Genomic DNA, 22707 nt, shown 5'->3' on the forward strand with positions numbered 1-22707 from the left:
CGATGAAAAAAATTGCTTTTTTGCTGTTCGCGTGCTCTGTCGCGTTTGCGCAGGTCGATGATAGTGGCTATGAAGAAGTCGGGAATGAAGAGGTTGCCGCTGGTGCTGATTCTTCCGTCCAGGCGCCCGCTCCGCAAGAGGAACCGATGGCGACGCCTCTGCCGCAAGAAAGCGCCCCACCTGCACCGGAACCGCCTGCGCGTGTGGAACCTATCGTCTATGACGATACCAAGGCGGTACAGCCTGCTGCTCCGAAAGAGGAATCCTGGGAGGATGCCTGGCAGAAGAGACGTCAAAATGTCAGCGTCTTTTTTGGATTCCTGCCGCTCTCCTCTTGGCTGGATATCATTATCCATGCGGCGCATAAAGACGATCGTGACCCGGATGTAATCGCCTATTCTCTCGGCTACGGTTTCGAACTGTTCTACCTTTTGGAAGTGGGGGTCATGGTCGACTATACGACCGTGGACAGTCACGCGATTATCTCGGTCATTCCGAGAATCAAGCTGAACTACCTGAACTTCAAATATTTCAGGCTCTATTCCTATGCAGGCATTGGCGGCGTGTTCTGGTATGACGGCCACGGACTGATGTTCAATGTCGGTGTTCTCGGCTTCGAATTGGGAGGCCCCATCTCCGTGTTCGGCGAATATGGGTTAGGGCAGGCCGGAATGCTGATCTGCGGTGTCAAGTACGCTTTCTAGCCGTTTTTCCTGTCGAACGTTTCGAGCTTCACCTCGCGGACATTTTCCGAGATGATTTCGATGGTTATCTTGTGCGTGATGTCGCCGGTATCGCCGTCGAGCCTTTCGGGCCATTCGATGAGCGTGATGCCTTTTGAAAGGTAGTCGTGGTCCAGGCCGACTTCGTAGAGCTCTGCGCCCGGTTCCAGACGGTAGAGGTCGAAATGGAAAAGGGGAGGCTCGTTCGGGTATTCGTGCAGGATGGTGTAGGTGGGGGAACAGACGGAACCTTCAAAACCGAGTCCCTTACAGATTCCTCGGCTCATTACCGTCTTGCCGGCCCCCAGGTTCCCGTATAGGGCGACCATGTCGCCCGGCCTGAGCGATTTGCCGAATTCCACGGCCCAGTTGTAGGTCTCTTCTTCGCTATTGAAGGTCATCTACAGTTTGTCCTTGAACTGCTCGTACGTGAACTTGTGTAGCAGGTGGAATTTGCCTTCCATGTCGAACTTGCCGATGCTCGGGTGCCTTACCCCGTTGAAGAAAGTAGTCTTCACCATGGTGTAGTGGATCATGTCCTCGAAAATAATCCTGTCGCCGACCTTTAGCGGGTTGTCGAAGGAAAAGTCCCCGAGCTGGTCGCCCGCAAGGCAGGAACATCCGGTTAGTTTGTATGTAAACTTCTTTTCGCCGGGCATTCCGGAACCCGTAACTGCAGGCCTGTAGGGCATTTCGAGGCAATCGGGCATGTGGTCGCTCACAGAAATGTTCAGGATGGCGATGTCCATTTCGTTGTGGACGATGTCCTCGACCGTAGCTACCAGTTCGCCGGTTTGCCAGCCGACCGCTTCCCCCGGTTCCAGGATGACTTCGACTCCAGGATGGCGCTGCCTGAAACTGTTGATGATGCGCACGAGGTCGTCCCTGTGGTAGTCCTTGCGTGTGATGTGGTGGCCGCCACCAAAGTTTACCCATTTCATGCGGTCGATGTACTTGCCGAAGTGCTGTTCGAAAGCCGAGAGAACACCTTCGAGTGCGTCGGCGTCCTGCTCGCAGAGGGCATGAAAGTGAAGCCCTTCGATTCCATCCAGGAGTTCCGGTTTGAATTCTGCCTCGGTGACGCCGAGTCTCGAAAACCTGCCGCAAGGGTTGTAGATGTCGGTTTCTACGGTCGAAAATTGCGGGTTGACGCGGATGCCGGCGCTCACGCCTGCGGCAAGGGTCTTTGCCTTGAACCGCGCCCACTGGCTGAAGCTGTTGAAGCTGATGTGGTCGGCAAGCGAGAGGATCTGGTCGATTTCGTCATTGCCATAGACTGGGGCGAATACGTGGACCTCTTTTCCCATTTCTTCGCGGGCAAGGCGAGCTTCGTTGAGGCTCGAGGCGGTGGCTCCGGGGAGGTAGCGTGCGATGAGCGGGAAGGAACGCCAAAAACTGTAGCCTTTGAGGGCGCAGATTATCTTGGCGCCAGTTCTTTTTTGGATATCGTCCAGGATTTCCATGTTCCGGACGAGCCTTTTTTCGTCTAGAACGAAGCAGGGACTGGGGACTTGGGTGTAATCGAGCATGCCCCAAATATAAAATTGTGCCCCGTTTTTGTGTAGACTGCTTTTTTTTGCCGTTTTTTGAGTTGACCGAGCCTTTTTTTTAACTCTTTAACTAAATTTTAGACGATGATTTTGTCTATACATAAGTGTATTTTTGCAGCGTTTGTATCCCTTGCTTTTGCGGGGGTGTCTTTTGCACAACAACCCGTCGACTCTGTCGTCGCATCCCGTGGCGCACAGGGGACTCTCGACGAGATGATTCAGCACAAGCTGGATTCCTTGAACTCCGCAAACCAGTCCAGTGCCCCTAAGGCTAATTCCGATAGCCTTGCGAAGGCGAAGGCCGACAGCGTGCGCAAGATGATCCAGGCGGGCAAGTATGTCCAGCGTGCCAAGTACGACAAGAGTAACTTCGACCACTGGAAGGTCGATACGCTTTTCCAGAAGAAGGTCAAGGACCAGGTCAACGGCGTGTGGCGTACTCCTATCGTGGCTCACGGCCACGCATTCCGCGATGCCGAACTCCAGTTCAACATGAACGACACGCTCACGGGTGCCACCCGCACCTATGCGTCCGCCGACCGCTACCAGAAGACGGGTGACTACGCTTACAAGGCCCGTTACCGCTTCGACAACGATTCTTCCATGGTGACCCGTGAAGTGTTCCGCGACCGTCAGGTCATCCGCTGGGACTACGTGACCTTCAAGATTGCGGGCGATACGCTCAAGCACAACCTGAAAAAGCTCGAGTTCCGCGACCTGAACGATAACTGGCTTAACGCACTCCAGGGCTTCGAGAACGTTCCTCCCGAGAACTACGTTCGCGACCAGAAGGCTTCTGACGAACTCAAGAAGCAGGATCAGGCCAAGGCTAAATCCAAAAAATAAGGGCTTTTGATGAAACGGATAGCCCTCTGTTTCGGGACGCTTTTTCTAGGCGTTCTGTTTTTTTCTGTCTGGACGCTGGTGTCCGGTCCGGTCGACGTTCCGTTCTCGAAATTACTCGATTCGCTCATGTCTCCGGATTCTTCAATGGTGTCGCGGATCCTTTGGGAGCTCCGCATCCCGAGGGTGGCGGCCGCCGTTCTTGCCGGAATGTCGCTTGCGGTGTCGGGCCTTTGCCTCCAGACTGTGTTCCGCAACCCCCTGTGTGGACCTTTTGTGCTTGGCATCAGCAGCGGTGCAAGTTTTGGCGTGGCGCTTGCGCTGCTTGCGGGAATTAGTATCGGACATTTCGGGACGCTCGGGGCTGCATCTGTCGGTGCGCTCGTCGTGACGCTAGTGATTATCGCGTTCGCATCCAGGTTCTCTCAGAGCTCGGTCTTGCTTGTGGCGGGACTTTTGCTTGGCTACTTTATCGATGCCCTGGTGAGCCTCCTGATTGCCGGGGCCGAAGGCGAAAGCCTCCAGGTGTATGTGGCATGGGGCTTCGGGAGTTTCGGGCGGCTCACGCTTGACGGCATCTGGGTGTTTGCCCTGGCGGTCGCGGTCGGACTTTTGCCGGTGGTCCTGTCCATGCGCTACCTGAATTCAGCTCACCTGGGCGATGAATTTGTTCGCGGACTGGGCATCCAGGTCGGGCGTTCGAGGCTTTGCGTCCTTGTCGGTTCGAGCATTCTCGCCGGCGCAGCGACGGCGTTCTGCGGGCCTGTCGCCTTTATCGGAATTGCCGTGCCGCACTTGTCTTATCTGATGTTCAGGACAACGAACCATCGGGTTCTTCTGCCGGGCTCAGCATTGTGCGGTTCGTTGCTCGCGTTGGTAGCGGGTATGTTTCCGCAATGGATTCCTTTGAACGCAGTGTTGAGCGTTGTTGGTGTTCCTGTTATTTTGTATGTACTCGTGCGCGGGGCGCGGCAGGGGAGGTCGCTATGAATTCTGCTGATGAACTCCTGCAAGTCGAGAATTTGCTTTTTGGCTATCCGGGACGGGAACCGTTTACGTCGGCTTTCGATTTCGAACTGCATGGTGGTGAAGTCGTTGCCTTGATGGGCGAAAACGGATGTGGCAAGAGTACGCTTTTGAAGACGTTTGCTGGCCTATTGTCCCCGCGGGGCGGGACGGTCCTGCTTTGCGGCAGGACCGTTTCAGCCGCGCGCTCGGCCGACCGCATGTCGGACCGCGAGCGTGCGCGGCTGGTGGCGCTCGTCCGCATGGGCGTCGCGCCTCCCGCCCGCATGACGGTGCGCGAGTTCGTTAGCCTTGGCCGAACGCCTTATTCGGGAATCCTCGATGGAAGAAGTGCAGAAGACGAAAAGTGCATTTTTGATGCGATGGATCTTCTTGATGTCTCGCGCTTTGCGGATCGTGCCATTGCGGAATTGAGCGACGGCGAACGCAGCCGTGTCTTCTTGGCTCAGGCGGTCGCGCGGGAGGTGCGCGTCCTGTTGTTGGATGAGCCTAATGCGTTTCTCGACATTCCGCGAAGCCATGCGCTCTTCCGTACCCTCCGGTCGTTGGCGCATGACCGCAACATGGGAATTGTTGTGTCGACGCATTCGCTCGAATATGCGGAAAGGTACAGCGACCGCATTCTCGTCATCGACGGTGGTGCGCTCCATGCAGCCCCCGCATCCAATGCCCGTGCCGAAGGTCTCTTCGGCTGGACGGGCGAATTCTAGGTGTTAAATATGAAAATCGTTTTGTTCAGTCTTGTATTCGCGTTGTTCCTGATAGGATGTTTCTCATTCAATAGCGACAGTGCGCAGAAACACCTCTTTTGGAAGGTCTCGGATTCCAATTCCAGTGTCTATCTTCTCGGAAGTGTGCATTTTGCGGATTCCTCGTTCTATCCGCTCGCTTCCGAGATAACGGATGCGTTTGAACATTCGGACGAACTGGGTGTCGAACTCGACATGAGCGATACTTCCGTTGTCAAGGAAATTATGGTGCTTTCTGCGCAGCGCGGTCTGCTCCCGGATAGTGAAAGCCTTGACAAGATTTTACCTGCGGATGTGCAGAGCTCGCTCGATAGCCTCTGCATGGCGTGGTACATTCCGTTAGGGACGTTCAACCCATACAGGCCTTGGGCAGCGGCAATGACCTTGAGTTCCGTAGCCATACAGCGAAGGGGCTTCCATCCCGAATATGGAATAGACCTTTATTTTCTCATGGCTGCCCGCAAAATGGGGAAACCTATTGTTTCGCTCGAAACGGTAGAAGAACAGGTCAATGCGCTTTCGGGCGAGGGAATCCCAGATTCTCTGGGCATTTACTACATGAGGAGTACGCTGCGCGATATGCCGCTGCTCGATTCGAGTATCACGCTGATGATGCGTGCGTGGAAAACCGGCGATGTCGCAATGTTCCGCGATGCTATGGAATTGGAATCGCACCCGAAGGATGCTCAGGATTCGCTTCTGACAGAGGAACTCAACGAGCGCATCTATACTTCGCGTAACCGCAAGATGGCAAAAACGGTCGAAGGCTTGTTGGCCTCCGACCGCAAGGTCTTTATCGTCGTAGGTGCGGCGCATCTGGCAGGGAAGGACGAAAACGTCATAGAACTTCTCCGCGCCAAGGGCTTCACTGTCGAACAGAAGTAATTACTTCTTGAATTTCTTCAAGATCGCGGCGGCCTTCACGAACTGCTGCTTCACGGATTTGGGACCGGTGCCGCCTTCGATGTTACGGCGACTTACGCTGTATTCGAAGGTGAGGGTCTTCTTCATCTGCTTGACGTTCGGAACACCGGCGCTGGCCCAGGCCTCATCAGAGAGGTCCGTGAATTCGAGGCCTTGGCGGGCGGCTTCGCCGACCAGGCTACCGACCACGTGGTGGGCATCGCGGAACGGCACGCCAGATTCGACCAGCAAGTCAGCGAGGTCGGTGGCCAGCAGCGCCGGCAGCATCTTCGCGTGCATCTTGTCGAAGTTGAAGCGGGCGCTTTCCAAAGCTTCCTTCATCACGCGGAGAATCACCTTCACGTTATGGACGGAGTCGAAAACCGGTTCCTTGTCTTCTTGCAGGTCGCGGCTGTAGCTGAGCGGTGCTCCCTTCACCAGAGTATAGAGGGCGCTGAAGTTACCGAGCATGCGGCCGGACTTTCCGCGGATGAGTTCCATGGAGTCGGGGTTCTTCTTCTGCGGCATCATCGAGGATCCGCTAGAGAATGCGTCGTGCAGGGTGAGGTAGCCGAATTCGCTGGTGCTCCAGTTCACAAAGTCTTCGGCGTAGCGGCTCATCGTGTTCGCGATAATGGCGAGATCGGCTTCGAATTCGAGCATCATGTCGCGATGGCTCACGGCGTCGATGCTGTTCGGGCTAACGCCGTTGAATCCGAGTTCCTTCGCGACGAGTGCGCGGTGGTAGGGGAATGCGGAACCGGCCATGGCACCGCTACCGAGCGGGAGTTCGCTGTGCAGTTCCAGGAAGTTGTCGAGGCGCTTCACGTCGCGGCTCACGGCAAAGAACATGCTCATCAGGTAATGGCTGAAATAAATCGGCTGTGCCTGCTGCAGGTGCGTGTAGCCCGGCATCATCTTGCCGAAGTTTTTCTTGGCAAGGTCCAGCACCGTTTCCATAAGGTTCACTTCGAGAACGCGAATTTCGGCAGCGCGGTGACGCATGTAGAGCTTGAAGTCCGTGCAGACCTGGTCGTTACGGCTACGGCCTGTGTGAATCTTCTTGCCGAGTGCACCGATGCGTTCGGTGAGCACGCGTTCCACGGCCATATGGATGTCCTCGTCGGATTCCTTCCACAGGTTCTTGCCGGCCTTGTAGTCCTTGAGGATGCTCTCGAGTCCGTCGCAAATCTTCTTGTAGTCGGTCTTGCTTAATACGCCAGATTCCACCAGGCCCTTGCCGTGGCCGATGCTTCCTTCGATGTCTTCTTCGATGAGTTCGGCGTCGAATTGCAGGCTGAAGCTCAGGTCCACCATGCTCTGCGCCATGCCGCTAGCGAAGCGACCTGTCCACATGTTGGTCTGGGTGCCTTTTTTCGAAGTGTTTTTTCCGTTGGTCTTTGCCATGATTAATGTCCTTTTGTTTTTCATGCGCAAATATAGAATTTTATTGTTTCTCGTATGTCGCCGCTGGTTTATAGCCTTGATATGCAGGAACCCCGAAGATTAAGAAAGTGTCTCTTTTTTCTATATTTTTACGTGAAATGAAACAATTATTAGATTTTGACAGCGAGCATTTGTGGCACCCGTATGCAGCGCTGAAAAATACTCCCGCAAGATTTCTTGCCAAGACAGCTCACGGAACAACGATAGAAACGGCAGACGGCTTGAAACTGATTGATGCCGTGTCTAGCTGGTGGTGCATGGCGCACGGGCATAATGCACCTGAAATTGTCGATGCGATCCAGAAGCAAAGCGAAAAGATGTGTCATGTGATGTTCGGCGGTTTTACGCACGAGCCTGCAATTGAGCTTGGCGAAAAGCTGGTGAATTTTTTGCCCGAAGGACTCGACAAGATTTTCTTTGCGGATTCGGGAAGCATTTCTGTGGAATGTGCCGCCAAGATGGCAGTGCAGTATCAGTATTCCCTCGGACATTCGGAGCGCTGCAAGTTGGTCGCCTTGAAGGGCGGCTACCACGGCGATACCGCTGGGGCGATGGCGCTTTCTGACCCGGACGGGATGCATACGCTTTTCCGCGGAATCATGCCGCACCATTATTTTGCGGAACGCCCGAACTGCCGTTTTGATAGCGCCTGGGATGACAGCGATTTTGTTTCGATGGAACGCGTCGTCGAAGAACATAAGGATGAAATTGCTGCCGTAATTTGTGAGCCCGTATTCCAGGGCGGAAACGGCATGTGGCTTTACAATGCCGGATATCTCAAACGACTCCGCGAACTCTGCGACCGTTATGGAATTTTGCTGATTCTAGACGAAATTGCCGCTGGCTTTTACCGAACGGGGCCGCGATTTGCGATGATGCATGCGGGAATAAAGCCGGATATTATGTGTATTGGCAAGGCGCTCACGGGCGGAAGCATTACGATGGCGGCCTGTGTTGCGTCCGAGAAGGTCGCCGAAACGATTACGAACAGCAAGATTCCTGCATTCATGCATGGTCCCACCTACATGGCGAACCCGCTCGCCTGCGCTGCGGGAATCGCTTCGTTAACGTTGTTCGAAAACCGTGATTATGCGAGGGAGGTTGCTCGAATCGAAGCTCGCCTCCGCGCCAATCTGGAACCGCTCCGTGCGCTTGAAAATGCGGCGGATGTGCGTGTTCTCGGCGCTATCGGAGTTTTGGAACTGAAGGCGAAACCTTCCGCAGACGACATTCTGCGCGTGATTCGCGAAACCGGCGTGTGGCTCAGGCCTTTCTGCAATTACATCTATACGATGCCTCCGTTCATTACGACCGATTCTGAAATCGACCGCATCTGCGAAGCCATCAAGATGATTGGCGAATGTGAACCCGCGCCTATCGTAGAAGGCGAAGACGAATTTCATGAGTGATATGGATTATTACAGCTTGAAAATGCGTGCCTCGCAGCAAGTGGGCGAGGGCGAACTGAAACACGAACAGCATATTTCCGGCGCAGAACGCATTGTAAATCGGGATTCTGTTGAGGCTGTTTGTACGGCGATGGTGCGTCGGGCCATGACGCATTCCAAGGGCGACCCGGATTTCATCAACGTGAAAATTGAGAAGATTCACGAAAGCGATATCCAGATTTTGAAGGCCTTGCCGGTGACGCGTGTAGACGTGGAAACATGGCAGGAAGGGTTGGAGAAGGCGTTTGGACTGGTCAGCAATGCCGTTGCAGAATGTGACGGAAGCCGCGAAGACCTCATCAAAAAATTTGCCCAGAAACTTCCTGAACTCCTGCGCGAGACCTTCCCGATGCGCGGCGCGATGCTGTACGATATCGCGACGTGCGAACGCCTGGAACCTGACCACGAACGCGGCGTGCGTGCGACTTATATGGATGCGCTGCATTCGAGCGAAGTGGACAGTTGCAAGAATCACTTTAACGAAGCCATCGTGCTTGCGACCAAGGTGGCAAACGCCCCGGGGATGGTTGCGGAATTTTGCGTGAGCGACGACCCGAACTACGTGACGGGCTATGTGGCGAGCAAGGAACTCGGCTACGTACGCATCATGAAGATGAAGGAAATGGGCGACGAAAACGGAGGCCGCATTTTCTTGTTCGATTCGCGCAGGGCAAGTGCCGAAGAATGTATCGAGTACTTGCAGAAAAAGAAAATTTTGGTGGATGTTGGGGCATGAGTCACATTCTTGACATTTTTACAAAAGACACTTTGGAAACGGCTCGGGCGAATAACACTTACCGCTCAATGCGCTTGATGGAAACGCCGGAATCGTCGCGCGTGAAGATTCGCATGCCCGACGGCGATTCGCAGGAACAGATTCTGCTGGCGTCTAATTCTTACCTGGATTTGGCGGATGTCGATGAACTTAAGCAAATGATGGCCCAGGCAGTTTTGGAGTGGGGTACAGGTAGCGGGGGAGCCCGCCTTACCACGGGCAACAAGACTCCGCATCAGGAACTGGAAGAATTTATCGCAAAATTCAAGGGCGAAGAATCGGCCATCACCTTCAATACGGGTTACATGGCGAATGTCGGTACGATTTCGGCTTTGTGCGGCAAGAACGACTTTATCTTTAGCGATGAACTGAACCACGCGAGCATTATTGACGGAATTAAGTTATCGCGAGCCAAATGCTTTGTTTACAAGCATAACGATATGGCGGATTTGGAACGGGTTATTAAAGAGTCTAGGACGGAACAAGATGCGCGGACCTTTCGTGGGCTTATCGTGACCGATGCTGTTTTTAGCATGGATGGTGATCTTGCGAACTTGCCGGAACTTCTGCGGATAGCAAAAGACAATGATTGTCTCTTGATGATTGACGAGGCGCACGCCACGGGAGTGCTCGGCAAGACCGGGCGAGGCCTTGCCGAACACTACGGCTGTGCTCATGCCGACGTAACCGTCGGTACATTGAGCAAAGCTGTTGCCGCCGAGGGCGGCTTCGTGGCGGGCAAGCAGCAGCTGATTGATTTCCTCCGCAACAAGGCCCGCAGCTTTATTTTTACAACAGCGATGGCTCCTGCCGTTGCCGCGGCCGCCTGCAACAACTTGCGCTACATCGATGCGCATGCTGAACGCGTGCAGAACTTGCGTGATAACGTGAAATTTTTCTGCGATGCCTTGCTGCATGAAGGCGTGAACGTCGTCCAGTCCCCGTCTGCGATTGTTCCGATTGTCATCGGCGACGAAGCCTGCGCGCTTAAAATATCCGCAGCGCTTCAAGATGCGGGAATACTTATCCCCGCAATTCGTTACCCCACTGTTGCCAAGGGGCAAGCCCGCCTACGCGCAAGCCTGATGGCCACGCACACGCACGAACAGCTCCAAGCCGCCGCAACAGTAATTGCGCAAGCAGTAAAGGAGTGTGTATGAGTAAAGGATATTTCGTCACAGCCACCGGAACGGATGTCGGCAAGACCTTTATCACCGCCCTTCTCGTTAAAAAGTGGCGCGATTTCGGCATCGATGCGGGCTACTACAAGGCCGCCCTCAGCGGCGCAGAACTCCGCGACGGCAAATGGGTCGCCGGTGACGCCGACTATGTGAAAAACATTGCAAATCTTCCCGATACGCAAGAACAGCTCGTGAGCTACATCTATAAAGAAGCCGTCTCGCCACATCTCGCCGCCCGCAAAGAAGGCAACCCCGTAGAACTTTCGAAAGTCCAGGCTGATTTTGAAGCGGCTTGCGCTCGCCATGAATTCATTTTTGCCGAAGGCAGCGGGGGAATCATTTGCCCCATCCGCTACGATGATCAGAAAATTTTCCTCGTCGATATCATGAAGACGCTGGGCCTTCCGCTGCTTGTCGTAACGACGGCGGCCCTCGGCTCCATTAACGCTTGCGTGCTCACCGTAGAATACGCCCGTAGCCGCGGCCTTGATGTTCGCGGACTCATCGTGAACCGCTATGGTTGTAGCGGCAACCTGGAAATGGAAGACGACAACATCCGCATGATGCAGGATTTGACAGGTCTCGAAATCCTTGCAAAAGTGAAAGACGGCGACACCGATTTAGGTGTGCAGCCGTTTTAGTCTGGTGGTTTATTTTACGATAACGTTCGCTTCGAATCGGATCCCGTTGCCGCGAATGATTGCAACGTATCGTCCTGCAGAAAGGTTGTCAAATCTTACTGCTCCATAAGATGTTTTGCTTTGGGCAAGAACTTGACCTAATGGCGAAATCAAGATAATGTCAACGGAATGGCCGATTGTATTGATGATGATGCTTTTGCCCTCCGAATAAATGTGGGGGAGGGAAATGTTTCTTTTTTGCGAAGCAAGGCTGTTTGAGGAATCGCCAGAAACAATTCCTGAAGAATCCTGTTTGGAGCTGTCTGCTTTCGTCGTGTCGCCCGCGGCATACAGCGGGGCGAGAGCCTCTGCCCATAGGTGGTGCATCGCCTGCCCGCCCTTCTTGTCGCCGTTCGGGTGAACGCCGTCGCTTGCGAGCAGTTCGGGGTGTTCCTTGAAGTAGGCAAAAAAGTCGGGACCCTTCGGGAGGTTGTTTTCTTCGGTCAGGTTGTCGACGGCCTCGAGGAATGCGGGGTTCACCTGCCAGCCGGCCTTGGAAGAATCTGTCGCGATAATGCGGGCGATAATCGGGGTGATGCCGTGCGCCTTCGCCGAATCGATAATCGTCTGCATGTTCTTCTTGTATGTGGCGAGGTTCCAGTCACCACCACCCCAGGCATCGTTCGTGCCCATCTCGATGGCCCAGAACTTCACGTTGCCTGCGTACTCCAGGTATTCGCCCAAGTGCTCGACGACCTCGGAACTGTTGATGCAGCCGATGCCTCCGCGGAGCATGGCGGGCGTGTATTCCGGGAACTTCGCGTGAATGATTTGCGCCGTCGTGGAGTCGGTATCCTGCTGCTTGATTCCCATCTGGCTGATGCTCGTGCCCATGAAGAACCACGTGTCGGTTCCGTCCGCGCTCATGTCGAATGCCTCGATTTCGAGAATCTGGCCCACGTCGCCTTCGCTCACGAACTTGAACCACGACTTTCCCGCAAATTCGATGTCGACGCCGCGCGCCATCACGGGATTGTTCTTGACGCTTGCCGCCTCGACCCAGTCGCCGTCTTTGCCGTCGGTGGAATTCGCGGAGGTCATGATCTTGAAATTCGAAAGCGCGACGCCGCTATGCCCGCAGCCGCTCGTAAAGTTGGTCGCCCAGGCGCAATCGCCGAACGATTCCCAGTTGATTCGCAGTTTCGTGGGACCTTCGCCCACGTTCAGCGCGATTTCCTTGGCGTTACTGCTCTTCCAGTTCGTCAGGTAACCGTCTGTTAAATAATCGGTCGTTGCCGCCCCCGTATGTGCCGGCAAACCGCCAGAAACCAACTTGTTCGGGACTATGGCGTTTGCCAAACCAACCCAGAAAAACACAGTGGAGGCGACAACGACTTTTTTGTTCATGTATCCCATACACACATCCATTTTTTTTGTCCAGTTATTTCTTGAGGTAAAGCGTATTCACGACGTGGCCCTGCACCTGCTTGCGGATGACGTAGCGGCCCTGCGGAAGCCCCTGCGTAGTGAGTCCCACGTAGTGGCCGTTCATGTCGAAAATTCCGATGGTGGTTGCCGTCCCGAGCAGGCGCGGTGCGGTCGCGATGCGGGTCGTGCCGGAGTCGGGAGGCGTTACTGTCGTATCGGGAGTGACGTCCGCCGTGTAGTTGTCCCAGCCGGGCATGTCCTCGAGAGAAAGGACTCGTTCGTCGTCCATGTTGCTCTTCCACACGGCGTCCTTCGTCTGGCCGGGCCAGGTTCCGCTCCAGGTGCTATACCACGGCATCCACCAGCTCCATACCGCTTCGTCGGTATGCATGTTGTTCACGTCGGGGATAGGCCCGTTTTCGCTGAGTGCGAGAATCTTCGTGCCGTTCGATGCGCTCTTGAACTTGTCGAAGGCGCTTGCGTTGCTAGAATGGTCGTTTGCGCTGTTGTAGATGTCGATGGAGAGCACGTCGTAATATTCGCTGCCCGGATTCCAGGAGGTGACGGTACTCCCTTCGGGGTTGAACACCCAGATCATGTTCTTCACGCCCTTGACTTTCACCATGCGGTCATAGACAAGGCGATAGAGGGCGGCGAACTGGTCGCCCGAATTGATGCTCCACCAGAACCATTTGCCGCCCGCTTCGTGCAGGGGGCGGAAAATGCCCGCCACGCCTTCTTTCTGCAGTTCGAGGAAGTAGTCGGCGATGTGGTCGATGTCGGCGATGATTCCCTTGTAGGCTGCACTTTCGGTGTTCCATTCGGTAGTGCCGGCCTTGAATCCGGTCGCGAAATCGAAGGTCGTGTATCCCTGGCCGTTGTCTGCGCCCTGGATATAGAACGCGTCATCCTTGTCCAGCGGGTCTTTCCAGTGCCAGGTGAATGCGGGAATGCCGCCAGCCTTCCAGAGGCCCTTTGCAATGGATATCGCCTTGTTGGTGTATTCCATATTCCAGCTTTGCGATGCACTCGGACCTGTTGCGAAAAGGAAGTCGAGGCCGACAAGTACCGGGTACTTGCCCGTGCGCGTGTAGATGTACTTCACGTCGTCGTGGGTCTTGAAGTCGGCGCCCAGGGTGTATCCGCTCATGTCGCCGGTCATGATGCCGCTAATCGTTTTTTTGCCGAAGTTCTCGCGCAAGAAACTGTAGAGCTTCACGGCGCTTTCGGTCGCATTCGGGGTGACCGGGGTCGCGGAGAGCTTGAAGGGGGAGGATTCGTAGGGTTCCACGTCGATATAGTCCACGCTAATCCAGCCCCAGTACTTTTCGAGTGAGATGGTGTTCGTGCCCGCCTTGAGCGTGACGACGGTCGAGACGTCGGACCAGTTGGAGGTGCCCTCGAAGTCGACGGTACCCGAGGTGGCGCCGTTGACCACGATGTAGTTCGCCTTGAAATCGCCCGCCTTGTAGCGGATGGTCACCTGGTACTTGCCCGCCTTTTCTGCGGTGACGCCCGCGAAGGTGATGTTGCCTTCCTGCATGTCGGCGTAACCCGTGCCCGAGACGCCCGAGGCGTTGACATTTTTGGCACCTCCGGAGAGCGTTGCCGATTCCGCCTCGTACTTGGTGGCAAATGCCGCCGTCGAGACGCACAGACCGAGAATTGCGAATTTAAGGCCGATATTCATTAGAACTCCTTGGTTATACTGAATATACCTTGTTTTGCGGGTTGCCGCCAGCAAAATGTCCACGGGTGTGGACAAAAAAGTCAACATTGTTGTGAAAAAATTTACAAATTGACCCGAAAAAATTGGAAATTTAATAGCGAGAAACTATATTTATACCGGCAGGCCCGCCATGTTTTCGAAAAACAAGATCAACATATACGACTATTCCGACTACCGCAAGTTTTTGCAGGAGTTCTACGAACTGGAAAAGTCGCTGGACCCGACGTTCAGCTACCGCGTGTTCGCCACTGCGGTCAATATGGATGCGAGCCTCCTGGTAAAGATTTTGCAGGGCAAGCGCCACGTTTCGCCCAAGTGCATCGAGACGTTCGTGCAGTTCTTCCGCTTCAAGGAGGCGAAGGCGGAGTATTTCCGCGAGATGGTCGCCTACGGGAAGGCGAAAACCGACGAGCAGGTGCGCAAGCATTTCGAGACGCTGCAGAAGATGCGCCCTGCCGCCTGCCGCGAGCTGGACGAGGCCCGCTACCGCTATTTTCAGCAGTGGTTCTACCCGATGATACGTTCGGCCCTCGACGTGTTCGACTACCGCGGCCCGCAGGATGCCGCAAAGCTTGGCGAGAGCAGCGTCCCGAAACTCACCGCCACGCAGGTACAGGCCGCAGTAGACGCGCTGTTGCAGCTCGGGCTCGCGCATACCCGCAAGGACGGCCGCGTGGTGCCTACCGAGGCCCACCTCAAGACGAAGGAACACTGGCTGAGCGCCTGCATCAGCGACTACCAGGCGAGCATTGCGGAACTTGCCCGCAAGTCCATCGCCGATACCCCCAAGGAAAAGCGCGATATCAGCACGCTCACGATGGCGCTCGACTCGAAACAGATTGAAAAAATCCGCGAAATCCTCGCCGAGACGCGAAAATCCATCGTAAATGTGGTCAATGCGATGCCTTCGCAAATTTGCGACAGCGTTTATCAGTTAAATTTCCAGTTGTTCCCGATGATGAAAAAGGAAGAACGATGAGATTATCCCAGGAGTTTAGGAACAGGACACTTTTTTGCATCGCATTCGGCCTTGCGCTGGTTGCGTTCTCGGGCTGTTCCGACAGCGGGTCCGAGACTGCGGGAGCCACGAGCGAGACGACGAACGGGATTGCCGTCATTGCGTTTGACGGGGCGCACAAGCCTATACCGCAGGCACGCGTTACGCTGTACCAGCGTTCTGGTGCCGTCCCCGTGGAAAGCCCGTCCGAAGATATAACGCAATTCCTCCCGTCCCATGTTTCAGCGCTGGAAACTGCCACTGCGGATGATTCCGGAATGGTGCAGTTCGAGACTCGACTGGACGAGTGCCAGAATGCAAGGTGCTATGTCGAAGGAATTGCCGGCGAGGACTCCTCGCTCATGGTGTGGACAAGGCTCAAGGCTGCGGATTCTACGATGAATGAAATCGAGCTTCTGCCGTCCGTTTCGCTAACAGTGCGTTTTGGTGCCGCCGCTTCTGATTCTGCGGTTTCGGATGTCTCCTTGATGCTCGATGCAACTCCCTATTGGACCAGGAACGAAGGTGGCGAGTTTGTATTCTCGCACGTCCCGTCGGGAAAATATACCGTTCTTATGTGGAACGAGCCCGTTGCTGACGTTTCGCTTGATGCGGGTACTTCCGTCGATACGCTCATGCACATTTGGGATTTGACCCGCGAATTCGTCTTCGAGGATTTTGACGATGGCGACAGCCTGAACAACCTCGCGAAGACTTACAAGAACTACGGCTGGTACTATATCGCCTCGGGTACGGCAACCTGGATCAAGCCCGATTCTGCAGGCGGATTCGGCAGTGCCATCGTGGACGGTGACCGCGGGAAGTACCTTTCGCTGCAGTTCGACCTCGGCGATTCCGGCTACGTGCTTCTCGGCACGCATCTCGGGCTCGACACGGGCTATTATGACCTGAGCGCGCTCACCGCCATCCGCATGAAGGTGCGCGGGGATTGCGATTTCAGTTTCGCGCTGGAACACTACAAGGATCTTGGCGACAACAACTTCCAGAAATCGCTCTGGCACGCGACTGCCGACACCGCCTGGAAGGAATTCGTGTTCAGGCCCGGCAACGAAAAACTCAACGCATCCGTCTACCAGGTGGAGTGGAAAAATATCGCCCACGAAATCGGGTTCGTGAGCATCTTTGCCAGCAGCGGCAGTTTCCTCGAAATCGATGAAATCGTCTTTGAAGGCGTAGAATTCTAGCTTCTGCCTATTCCTCCAGCACGTGCCGGAGCGTGTCGAGGAAAAGTTCGCCCGCCCGCGTGAACTGCTGGCCCCGCCGCCAAATGATGTACATGTTGGTGGTGAGCTCGGGCATGAGCGGCCTGAAACACAGGCGCGAACTGCGGCTCGTATCCACCAGGCCGTCGAAAGTGAGCAGGTAGCCCGTGCCTTCCTTTGCAAGCACCGAACCGTTGTACGAAAGATCCAGCCCCACAATCACGTTCAGCCTCGAAATATCGTCGCCGAACCATTTCGGCAAATCCGCCACCATCGCCTGGCGCGACGCCAACAGCGGCTTGTCGAGCAAGTCCTTCGGCTCAATGAAATCCCGCTTGGACAAAGGATCGTCGCGGCGCATCACCACGCCCCAGCGGTCCACCGAACGCACCGCAAGGCAGTTGTACTTTTCCAAATCAACGTTGTCTACAACTACCGCGAAATCAAAAATGCCCTTGTCCAGCTTTTCCAGGGCGCGCTCGCTGTCGCCCGAATATAAGTTGTACTTAATCTTCGGATAATCGTCCCGGAGAATCCCGATGCACTTCGAAAGAAAATTCACGTTCCGCGATTCCGCGCAGGCGATGGCGATTTCACCCACCACCTCGTCTTCCTTCAGCGACTTGAAATCCTGCACCGTCCTGTCCGCCATCGAAAGGATATCCTCCGCACGCTCCCGCAAGAGTTCCCCCGCAGGCGTCAGCCGAATCGCGTAATTCGTGCGCTCGAAAAGCTTCTCGCCCAGTTCCTCCTCCAACTCCTTGAGCTGGCGACTCACCGTCGGCTGCGTCACGCAAAGATTATCCGCCGCGCGCGAGACATTCCCCAACCGCGCCGCCTCCAGAAAATACCGCAAAACTCGAAGTTCCATACCCGAAAACTAATAAAATTCAAGCCCCGCAGGTATGAAATTGTAAAAATAATGCCCGGAAGGAATAACTGATTGATTTGATGGTGGGGGAGGTGGGGACTAAAGTCCCAGCTTGTAGCTCAATCATTTTTTCAACTTTCCGGTATTTTATATATTCAAGGTATGATTAGACCCTTTTTTATATGTTTGTTGTTCTTCGCCTGTGCTATATTCTCCCAGGAAGATTACGTCATTATTGTCAATAAGAATGTTCGCGACTCTGCATTCCGCGAAGAAACAATTCCTGTATCTCAGGGTGGTTTCTCGGAGTATTTTGTTGCGGAAGCTGAAAATGGAAAAAACACCGGCGAGGTGCTGGTAAAAGCCTATTCCGATTCCATCAGTCCCTTCGTTAAAGAACTTTCTGCAAAGCCCGGTTTCCTTAGCTTGGTATCCATGGCCTTCGCCAGGCACTACTCCTTGGAGATTTCTCCCGATGATATCTGGCTCATGATTTTGGATGGCATTCGTATTCACGTGAAAGTCCATCGTGAATCATTGAAGGACAAGTTCGTTGGTTCGAACGCCGACACCACGGTGAAGATCCAAAACGACAAATTGTCTTTTGAGTCCTCCCCGAAAGAATGGAATGCGGTCATTGACGGTCTATTTGCCTCTTTGCAGACAAAACTTCCCGTTGAAACAGGGATGCCTATGAAGACTCGTTTCTCCACTACAAACGACGTGGATTTTACCGTGTCTAGCTCCATGGCTCTTGCGGTGGCTTCGGAATATTATTCCTATCACGTCTATACCATGTGCGGTATTCCCAAAATCAAGATTAAGGGGACCAAGGAAGACTGGATCAAGTTGAAGGATGCTTACAACCAGCTAGCAGCCCGTCTGAATTTAAAGTGGTGGGCCGATGAGCTGAACCCGGTGCTGGAAGAATTCATTAACGCTCATGGCGGTAGTAGCAATCTTGATTTTTGGAAGGATATTTTCAAAAGAAATGATCCCAAGGGTTGTGGCAATCCTAAATTCAACGGCTGGATTTCGAAGTTTTTCCCTTACACCACCGACTTCGAAAATAAGTTTCATCAACGCGTGAAGTGGAATGAACAAATGGATTTTAATGAAGTCCCCAAGGGAATTACTGATGTTAATATCCAATGGCATTATATAGGGAAAACTGTTCCCCTAAAACTTTACACGGGCTTTGTCGGTGTTCAATTTGACAAAGCCTCGAAAATGCTGAAGGCTGCTCGCGGTTACGCCCTTGTTTCCCTGTGTGGGTGGTGTAATCAAGAAAATGTTGCAAAGAATCTGGAGTATATTCCCGGTAAGGCTATGCGCCTGCAAGAAGTTCTTGCTATTGCAGATTCCATGAACATCGTCGGTCAGGATGGCGTGGCCTTTGCGACCAATGACAAGAATGACCTTCAGGAATTCGCAGCAGCCTTCGAATATGAACAAGAGTTTCCTGAAGAACAGGAAGGTTATCGCAAATTTCTAGATAAACAATTTCACAAAAGTCTTACCATGAATTATTACCGCAAGGGAGAGCTTATTGAACATACTGTTTTTTACGGCTCGGCCATGGCCTCCCTTCATGGGGTTGGATCTTTCCGAGATTCCAGCGCCGTTAAGGAATTCCTGAGCAAGCATAATATTTCGACAAAGGGTTTTTCCCTAGAACTAGCGGAGAACAAGTCTCTTCCAAAAATGGAAGTTTATGTCACTGACTTAACTGCGGAGAAAAACACGTTGAAGACAATGCGAGAGTCCTTCAATGGAATCAATGAATATAAAAACGCATTTTCTAAAGCGATTGAATTCAGTTGCGGTTGGCGTTTGCAACAGGCTCTTCGAAAATATTACAAGGATGAATTTAAATTGTTTGTAAAAGCGGAACTTTCCTTTGATAAAAAGGGCAAAGTCACAAAAGTCAAGTTGAACACAAAAAACGCTATGTACAAAGATTTCCTAAATGATGTAAAAACAGCTCTTTATTACGCATATCTGCCTCAAAAGGTGCGTAGCAACATAGGTAACGATATTCCTGTTCAAGGCACTATAAAAGCCGAGAAAATTATAATCGCGTTTACTCAGGACCATCAAATGGTTTGCAAAAAAAATGGACAGGATGCAAAGGATACTGTTGTGCTGAAAGGGCATATAGAAAAGGAAAGGGAAACGGGGGAAAGCAAAAAGCCTTGTAATGAAATTTCCTTTTCTCGGAATGTTGCCACGGGCGGTGTTTCCAGCTACAACTGCTATGAGTATAAGAACATCAACGGTAACATTAGAAAATGGTTTGTGTATTCCTTCAACAAAGAAGACTTTGCGGAAGACCCCACTCGCGTCATTATCCCGCAAATCCCCGTTTGTTTCGAGGAAGTTCCCTTAGAAAAATGACCTCCCCATACTTGACGTAGAAATTTACAAAATTATATGCCTTATAAGCATATCTAGTTATGAAAACAAAGTATTTGCAATATCTAAAAAAAGAGGTATATTTGAACATGTAAAGACTTCAACCGAGAGGAACCTATGAAAAAAGTATTGGTCTTGTCCAGCAGCTTGCGCAAGGGGAGCAACTCCGAAACCCTGGCGCAGGAGTTCGCGAAGGGTGCCGCCGAGGCGGGCAACAAGGTGGAATTCGAGTCGCTGCGCGGCAAGAAGATCGGTTTCTGCATGGGCTGCCTCGCTTGCCAGAAGAAGGGCAAATGCGTCATCAAGGACGACGCTCCCGCCATCACCAAGAAGATGGAATCGGCTGATGTCATCGTGTTCGCGACGCCGATTTACTATTACGAAATGAGCGGCCAGCTCAAGACCATGCTCGACCGCGCAAATTCCCTCTATTCTAGCGATTACAAGTTCCGCGAGATTTACCTGCTCACGTCTGCCGCCGACACCGACGCGAAGGCCATGAACATCGCGAAGCGCGGCATTGGCGGGTGGATAGCCTGCTTTGACGGCGTGAAACTCAAGGGCGCCCTCTGCGCCACGGGTGCCGAAAGCGCCGGCGACGTCAAGAAGAATTCCTCGCTCCTGAAAAAGGCGTTCACCATGGGAAAGAAAGTTTAACAACAAGGAGATGACTCATGAAATCCAAATTCTTAAAAGCGGCGTTTGCCGTGGTTTCCGCATGCACCCTGATGGCGTGCAACACTGCAACAGAAACTGCTCCTGCAGCACAACAGACAAAGGAAGAAAATATGAACAAGCTCACGCTCACCGCCGAATGGGACAAGGTTTTCCCCAAGAGCGACAAGGTCGAACATTCCAAGGTCACTTTCAAGAACCACTTTGGCATTGAACTCGCTGCCGACATGTTCGTGCCCAAGGACACGAGCCTCAAGGTGAACGGCAAGTTCCCCGCCATCGCAGTCTCTGGCCCGTTCGGAGCCGTCAAGGAACAGTCCAGCGGCCTTTACGCCCAGCAGATGGCGGAACGCGGATTCCTGACCATCGCATTCGACCCGAGCTTCACTGGCGAATCGGGCGGCGAACCGCGCTACATGAACAGCCCGGACATCAACACCGAAGACTTCATGGCGTCCGTGGACTTTCTCTCGACCCGCGACAACGTTGACCCGGAACGCATCGGCATCATCGGCATTTGCGGCTGGGGCGGCATGGCGATTAATGCCGCCGGCATCGACACCCGCGTAAAGGCGACGGTTGCTTCGACCATGTACGACATGAGCCGCGTATCCGCAAATGGCTACTTCGATGCGGCAAACAACGCCGATGCCCGCAACGAGGCCCGCAAGGCATTGATGGCCCAGCGCACCAAGGACTTCAAGAACGGCACCTACGACCTGGCCGGCGGCGTGGTGGACCCGCTCCCGGACGACGCTCCTTACTTTGTCAAGGATTACTACGCCTACTACAAGACCCCGCGCGGCTACCACAAGCGCTCCCTCAACAGCAACAAGGGCTGGGCCGCCTCCGCAGGCACCTCGCTCATGAACACCAAGCTCCTCGCATACGCCGACGAAATCCGTAACCCGGTGCTCATCATCCACGGCGAAAAGGCCCACAGCCGCTACTTCGGCGAAGGCGCATTCGAAAAGATGACTGGCAAGAAGGCGGACGTTCCCGCAAAACTCGACGCCACCAAGAACTGGAGCAAGACCGTCGGCAATAAGGAACTCCTCGTTATCCCCGGAGCCTCCCACGTGGACCTCTACGACAACCTGGAAAAAATCCCCTTCGAAAAGCTGAACGAATTCTTCAAGACGAACTTGAAGTAAACAAAAGACACAAAACCGCGACGATTCTCGCTGCTGTCCAAGGTCACAAATTGTGACCTTGGTTGCTTTTTGTCATTTTTTGCCATTTTTAAATGCTATTTTAGGGATATGTGCGTAAATGCCATATTGACAATTAGACATTCAAAACCTATTTTTAAGCAGAGGAATAAACCTATGGCTGTGGCAATAAGATCCATACCAACGCTTCAAGGGGAAGACGCTGAACGTTTTCTCAAGGAAGCAGAATACGCCGAAAAGAACGAGCGTAAACAGGATTTTGGAGATAAAATTCTGCTCGTTAGGAATTTCCTCCGCGAACAAGGTTTCTAGACATGACCCTTGCCGAATTTTTGAACCGATGCTCCTTTGCTCGGCTTTCTCTGGAATTGCTGCAAAGTTGCAACCCCTTCAAATGCGGAAATGAAGACCTTGACGAATTTTTCAGAGAGGATTTTCGACTATACGGTGAAAAACTTTTGGGAAAGACTTATGTCTTTCGTCTAAGAGAGCGTCCCGAAAGCATCGTTGCTGCATTTACAATATCAAACGATTCAATTCGAATCAAACAACTTGCTCCTGAAGACAAGGCGAAGATTGAATATGTCACGGAGAATGGCGAGAAGAATCTTCGCCGCTATCCCGGAGTTTTGGTCGGTCGTCTGGGGACGAATATTGAATTTGCCAAACAAGGTTTTGGCTCTGCAGTAATGGACTTCATCAAAGCTTGGTTCCGTAGCGACGAAAACAAGACCGGTTGCCGGTTTATCATCGTTGATGCGATCAATAAACCGGAAGTCATTCATTACTATCAGAAAAACAATTTCAAATTCCTTTATAGTTCCGAAATTAACGAAGCAAGGGCTCTTGGAATCAATGTAAAAATGCTGGGCGAAAAACCTTTGCATACGCGTCTGATGTATTTTGATTTGATTGATATTAAGTAAAAACAAGA

22 protein-coding genes are annotated in these 22707 nt (G+C 53.1%); 16 read left to right on the forward strand and 6 right to left on the reverse strand.

Features of this window, described 5'->3' with window-relative positions; all coding sequences use genetic code 11:
• The first annotated feature begins 2 nt into the window (after positions 1–2).
• Complete coding sequence (locus B4B27_RS13880; protein ID WP_290727233.1) at positions 3–704, forward strand: hypothetical protein; 702 nt, start codon at positions 3–5, stop codon at positions 702–704.
• Here B4B27_RS13880 and tsaE read toward each other — a convergent pair.
• Together tsaE and nspC are read right to left on the reverse strand one after the other, a co-directional pair.
• A complete protein-coding gene (tsaE, locus tag B4B27_RS13885) occupies positions 701–1123 on the reverse strand; it encodes a tRNA (adenosine(37)-N6)-threonylcarbamoyltransferase complex ATPase subunit type 1 TsaE (protein ID WP_173382667.1) in 423 nt (140 codons plus the stop codon). The genes B4B27_RS13880 and tsaE overlap by 4 nt on opposite strands.
• Entirely contained in the window at positions 1124–2251 is a 1128-nt protein-coding gene (nspC, locus tag B4B27_RS13890) for a carboxynorspermidine decarboxylase (protein WP_290727234.1), read from the reverse strand. It abuts the gene before it with no gap.
• Between the two features lie 105 nt (positions 2252–2356).
• Here nspC and B4B27_RS13895 point away from each other — a divergent pair, with 105 nt between their 5' ends.
• Genes B4B27_RS13895 through B4B27_RS13910 form a run of 4 tightly spaced genes read left to right on the forward strand, consistent with a single transcriptional unit; the run spans position 2357 to position 5775 of the window.
• Positions 2357–3118, forward strand: a complete 762-nt coding sequence (locus tag B4B27_RS13895) for a hypothetical protein (protein ID WP_290727235.1) — start codon at positions 2357–2359, stop codon at positions 3116–3118.
• Between the two features lie 9 nt (positions 3119–3127).
• A complete protein-coding gene (locus tag B4B27_RS13900) occupies positions 3128–4105 on the forward strand; it encodes a FecCD family ABC transporter permease (RefSeq protein ID WP_290727236.1) in 978 nt (325 codons plus the stop codon).
• A complete protein-coding gene (locus B4B27_RS13905) occupies positions 4102–4851 on the forward strand; it encodes an ABC transporter ATP-binding protein (protein WP_290727237.1) in 750 nt (249 codons plus the stop codon). The genes B4B27_RS13900 and B4B27_RS13905 overlap by 4 nt, the downstream gene beginning before the upstream one ends.
• A gap of 9 nt (positions 4852–4860) precedes the next feature.
• Positions 4861–5775 carry a TraB/GumN family protein gene (locus tag B4B27_RS13910; RefSeq protein WP_290727239.1) on the forward strand — a complete coding sequence of 305 codons (915 nt, stop codon included), beginning with the start codon at positions 4861–4863 and terminating at the stop codon, positions 5773–5775.
• Here B4B27_RS13910 and argH read toward each other — a convergent pair whose 3' ends face one another.
• A complete protein-coding gene (gene argH, locus B4B27_RS13915) occupies positions 5776–7200 on the reverse strand; it encodes an argininosuccinate lyase (RefSeq protein WP_290727240.1) in 1425 nt (474 codons plus the stop codon).
• Between the two features lie 137 nt (positions 7201–7337).
• Between argH and bioA the strand changes: the two genes are divergently transcribed.
• The 4 genes from bioA (at position 7338) to bioD (ending at position 11284) form a co-directional block, all read left to right on the forward strand.
• Positions 7338–8648: an adenosylmethionine--8-amino-7-oxononanoate transaminase gene (bioA, locus tag B4B27_RS13920; RefSeq protein ID WP_290727241.1), complete on the forward strand. Its 1311-nt coding sequence runs from the start codon at positions 7338–7340 to the stop codon at positions 8646–8648.
• Between the two features lies 1 nt (position 8649).
• Entirely contained in the window at positions 8650–9423 is a 774-nt protein-coding gene (locus tag B4B27_RS13925) for a 6-carboxyhexanoate--CoA ligase (protein ID WP_290727332.1), read from the forward strand.
• Between the two features lie 68 nt (positions 9424–9491).
• Positions 9492–10622 (forward strand): 8-amino-7-oxononanoate synthase, encoded by a 1131-nt coding sequence (gene bioF / locus B4B27_RS13930; RefSeq protein WP_290727242.1) that lies wholly within the window; start codon positions 9492–9494, stop codon positions 10620–10622.
• Positions 10619–11284, forward strand: coding sequence for a dethiobiotin synthase (gene bioD, locus B4B27_RS13935; protein WP_290727243.1), 666 nt, complete (start codon positions 10619–10621; stop codon positions 11282–11284). Before bioF ends, bioD begins: the two co-directional genes overlap by 4 nt.
• Positions 11285–11293: 9 nt before the next feature.
• Here the strand turns inward: bioD and B4B27_RS13940 are convergent, their stop codons facing one another.
• Both B4B27_RS13940 and B4B27_RS13945 read right to left on the reverse strand, forming a co-directional pair.
• A complete protein-coding gene (locus B4B27_RS13940; protein WP_290727244.1) occupies positions 11294–12679 on the reverse strand; it encodes an SGNH/GDSL hydrolase family protein in 1386 nt (461 codons plus the stop codon).
• A gap of 25 nt (positions 12680–12704) precedes the next feature.
• Positions 12705–14381, reverse strand: coding sequence for a glycosyl hydrolase (locus B4B27_RS13945; RefSeq protein WP_290727245.1), 1677 nt, complete (start codon positions 14379–14381; stop codon positions 12705–12707).
• 169 nt (positions 14382–14550) lie between these two features.
• Between B4B27_RS13945 and B4B27_RS13950 the strand changes: the two genes are divergently transcribed.
• Complete coding sequence (locus B4B27_RS13950; RefSeq protein ID WP_072809215.1) at positions 14551–15399, forward strand: TIGR02147 family protein; 849 nt, start codon at positions 14551–14553, stop codon at positions 15397–15399.
• A complete protein-coding gene (locus B4B27_RS13955; protein ID WP_290727246.1) occupies positions 15396–16622 on the forward strand; it encodes a hypothetical protein in 1227 nt (408 codons plus the stop codon). Before B4B27_RS13950 ends, B4B27_RS13955 begins: the two co-directional genes overlap by 4 nt.
• Before the next feature lie 7 nt (positions 16623–16629).
• Here the strand turns inward: B4B27_RS13955 and B4B27_RS13960 are convergent, their stop codons facing one another.
• A complete protein-coding gene (locus tag B4B27_RS13960) occupies positions 16630–17511 on the reverse strand; it encodes a LysR family transcriptional regulator (protein WP_290727247.1) in 882 nt (293 codons plus the stop codon).
• A gap of 162 nt (positions 17512–17673) precedes the next feature.
• Here B4B27_RS13960 and B4B27_RS13965 point away from each other — a divergent pair, with 162 nt between their 5' ends.
• The 5 genes from B4B27_RS13965 to B4B27_RS13985 all read left to right on the forward strand — a co-directional run bounded on the left by B4B27_RS13965 (position 17674) and on the right by B4B27_RS13985 (position 22699).
• Complete coding sequence (locus B4B27_RS13965; protein ID WP_290727248.1) at positions 17674–19908, forward strand: DUF4419 domain-containing protein; 2235 nt, start codon at positions 17674–17676, stop codon at positions 19906–19908.
• A 135-nt stretch (positions 19909–20043) separates the two neighbouring features.
• Complete coding sequence (locus B4B27_RS13970) at positions 20044–20583, forward strand: flavodoxin family protein (protein WP_290727249.1); 540 nt, start codon at positions 20044–20046, stop codon at positions 20581–20583.
• A 17-nt stretch (positions 20584–20600) separates the two neighbouring features.
• Positions 20601–21755 carry an alpha/beta hydrolase gene (locus B4B27_RS13975; RefSeq protein WP_290727250.1) on the forward strand — a complete coding sequence of 385 codons (1155 nt, stop codon included), beginning with the start codon at positions 20601–20603 and terminating at the stop codon, positions 21753–21755.
• Positions 21756–21929: 174 nt separating this feature from the next.
• Entirely contained in the window at positions 21930–22085 is a 156-nt protein-coding gene (locus tag B4B27_RS13980) for a hypothetical protein (protein ID WP_173352310.1), read from the forward strand.
• Between the two features lie 2 nt (positions 22086–22087).
• The gene (locus tag B4B27_RS13985) at positions 22088–22699 is read left to right on the forward strand and encodes a hypothetical protein (RefSeq protein ID WP_290727251.1); all 612 of its coding nucleotides are present in this window, start codon (positions 22088–22090) and stop codon (positions 22697–22699) included.
• The last annotated feature ends 8 nt before the right edge of the window (positions 22700–22707 follow it).

It is taken from the genome of Fibrobacter sp. UBA2449 (genome assembly GCF_002342555.1).
Classification (GTDB): domain Bacteria; phylum Fibrobacterota; class Fibrobacteria; order Fibrobacterales; family Fibrobacteraceae; genus Fibrobacter.

What these genes read in the sequence shown, in the direction of transcription:
- B4B27_RS13880 (WP_290727233.1), top strand. Translation starts at nt 3, where the DNA reads ATGAAAAAAATTGCTTTTTTGCTGTTCGCGTGCTCTGTCGCGTTTGCG.
- tsaE (WP_173382667.1), bottom strand. Translation starts at nt 1,123, where the DNA reads ATGACCTTCAATAGCGAAGAAGAGACCTACAACTGGGCCGTGGAATTC.
- nspC (WP_290727234.1), bottom strand. Translation starts at nt 2,251, where the DNA reads ATGCTCGATTACACCCAAGTCCCCAGTCCCTGCTTCGTTCTAGACGAA.
- B4B27_RS13895 (WP_290727235.1), top strand. Translation starts at nt 2,357, where the DNA reads ATGATTTTGTCTATACATAAGTGTATTTTTGCAGCGTTTGTATCCCTT.
- B4B27_RS13900 (WP_290727236.1), top strand. Translation starts at nt 3,128, where the DNA reads ATGAAACGGATAGCCCTCTGTTTCGGGACGCTTTTTCTAGGCGTTCTG.
- B4B27_RS13905 (WP_290727237.1), top strand. Translation starts at nt 4,102, where the DNA reads ATGAATTCTGCTGATGAACTCCTGCAAGTCGAGAATTTGCTTTTTGGC.
- B4B27_RS13910 (WP_290727239.1), top strand. Translation starts at nt 4,861, where the DNA reads ATGAAAATCGTTTTGTTCAGTCTTGTATTCGCGTTGTTCCTGATAGGA.
- argH (WP_290727240.1), bottom strand. Translation starts at nt 7,200, where the DNA reads ATGGCAAAGACCAACGGAAAAAACACTTCGAAAAAAGGCACCCAGACC.
- bioA (WP_290727241.1), top strand. Translation starts at nt 7,338, where the DNA reads ATGAAACAATTATTAGATTTTGACAGCGAGCATTTGTGGCACCCGTAT.
- B4B27_RS13925 (WP_290727332.1), top strand. Translation starts at nt 8,650, where the DNA reads ATGGATTATTACAGCTTGAAAATGCGTGCCTCGCAGCAAGTGGGCGAG.
- bioF (WP_290727242.1), top strand. Translation starts at nt 9,492, where the DNA reads ATGCGCTTGATGGAAACGCCGGAATCGTCGCGCGTGAAGATTCGCATG.
- bioD (WP_290727243.1), top strand. Translation starts at nt 10,619, where the DNA reads ATGAGTAAAGGATATTTCGTCACAGCCACCGGAACGGATGTCGGCAAG.
- B4B27_RS13940 (WP_290727244.1), bottom strand. Translation starts at nt 12,679, where the DNA reads ATGGGATACATGAACAAAAAAGTCGTTGTCGCCTCCACTGTGTTTTTC.
- B4B27_RS13945 (WP_290727245.1), bottom strand. Translation starts at nt 14,381, where the DNA reads ATGAATATCGGCCTTAAATTCGCAATTCTCGGTCTGTGCGTCTCGACG.
- B4B27_RS13950 (WP_072809215.1), top strand. Translation starts at nt 14,551, where the DNA reads ATGTTTTCGAAAAACAAGATCAACATATACGACTATTCCGACTACCGC.
- B4B27_RS13955 (WP_290727246.1), top strand. Translation starts at nt 15,396, where the DNA reads ATGAGATTATCCCAGGAGTTTAGGAACAGGACACTTTTTTGCATCGCA.
- B4B27_RS13960 (WP_290727247.1), bottom strand. Translation starts at nt 17,511, where the DNA reads ATGGAACTTCGAGTTTTGCGGTATTTTCTGGAGGCGGCGCGGTTGGGG.
- B4B27_RS13965 (WP_290727248.1), top strand. Translation starts at nt 17,674, where the DNA reads ATGATTAGACCCTTTTTTATATGTTTGTTGTTCTTCGCCTGTGCTATA.
- B4B27_RS13970 (WP_290727249.1), top strand. Translation starts at nt 20,044, where the DNA reads ATGAAAAAAGTATTGGTCTTGTCCAGCAGCTTGCGCAAGGGGAGCAAC.
- B4B27_RS13975 (WP_290727250.1), top strand. Translation starts at nt 20,601, where the DNA reads ATGAAATCCAAATTCTTAAAAGCGGCGTTTGCCGTGGTTTCCGCATGC.
- B4B27_RS13980 (WP_173352310.1), top strand. Translation starts at nt 21,930, where the DNA reads ATGGCTGTGGCAATAAGATCCATACCAACGCTTCAAGGGGAAGACGCT.
- B4B27_RS13985 (WP_290727251.1), top strand. Translation starts at nt 22,088, where the DNA reads ATGACCCTTGCCGAATTTTTGAACCGATGCTCCTTTGCTCGGCTTTCT.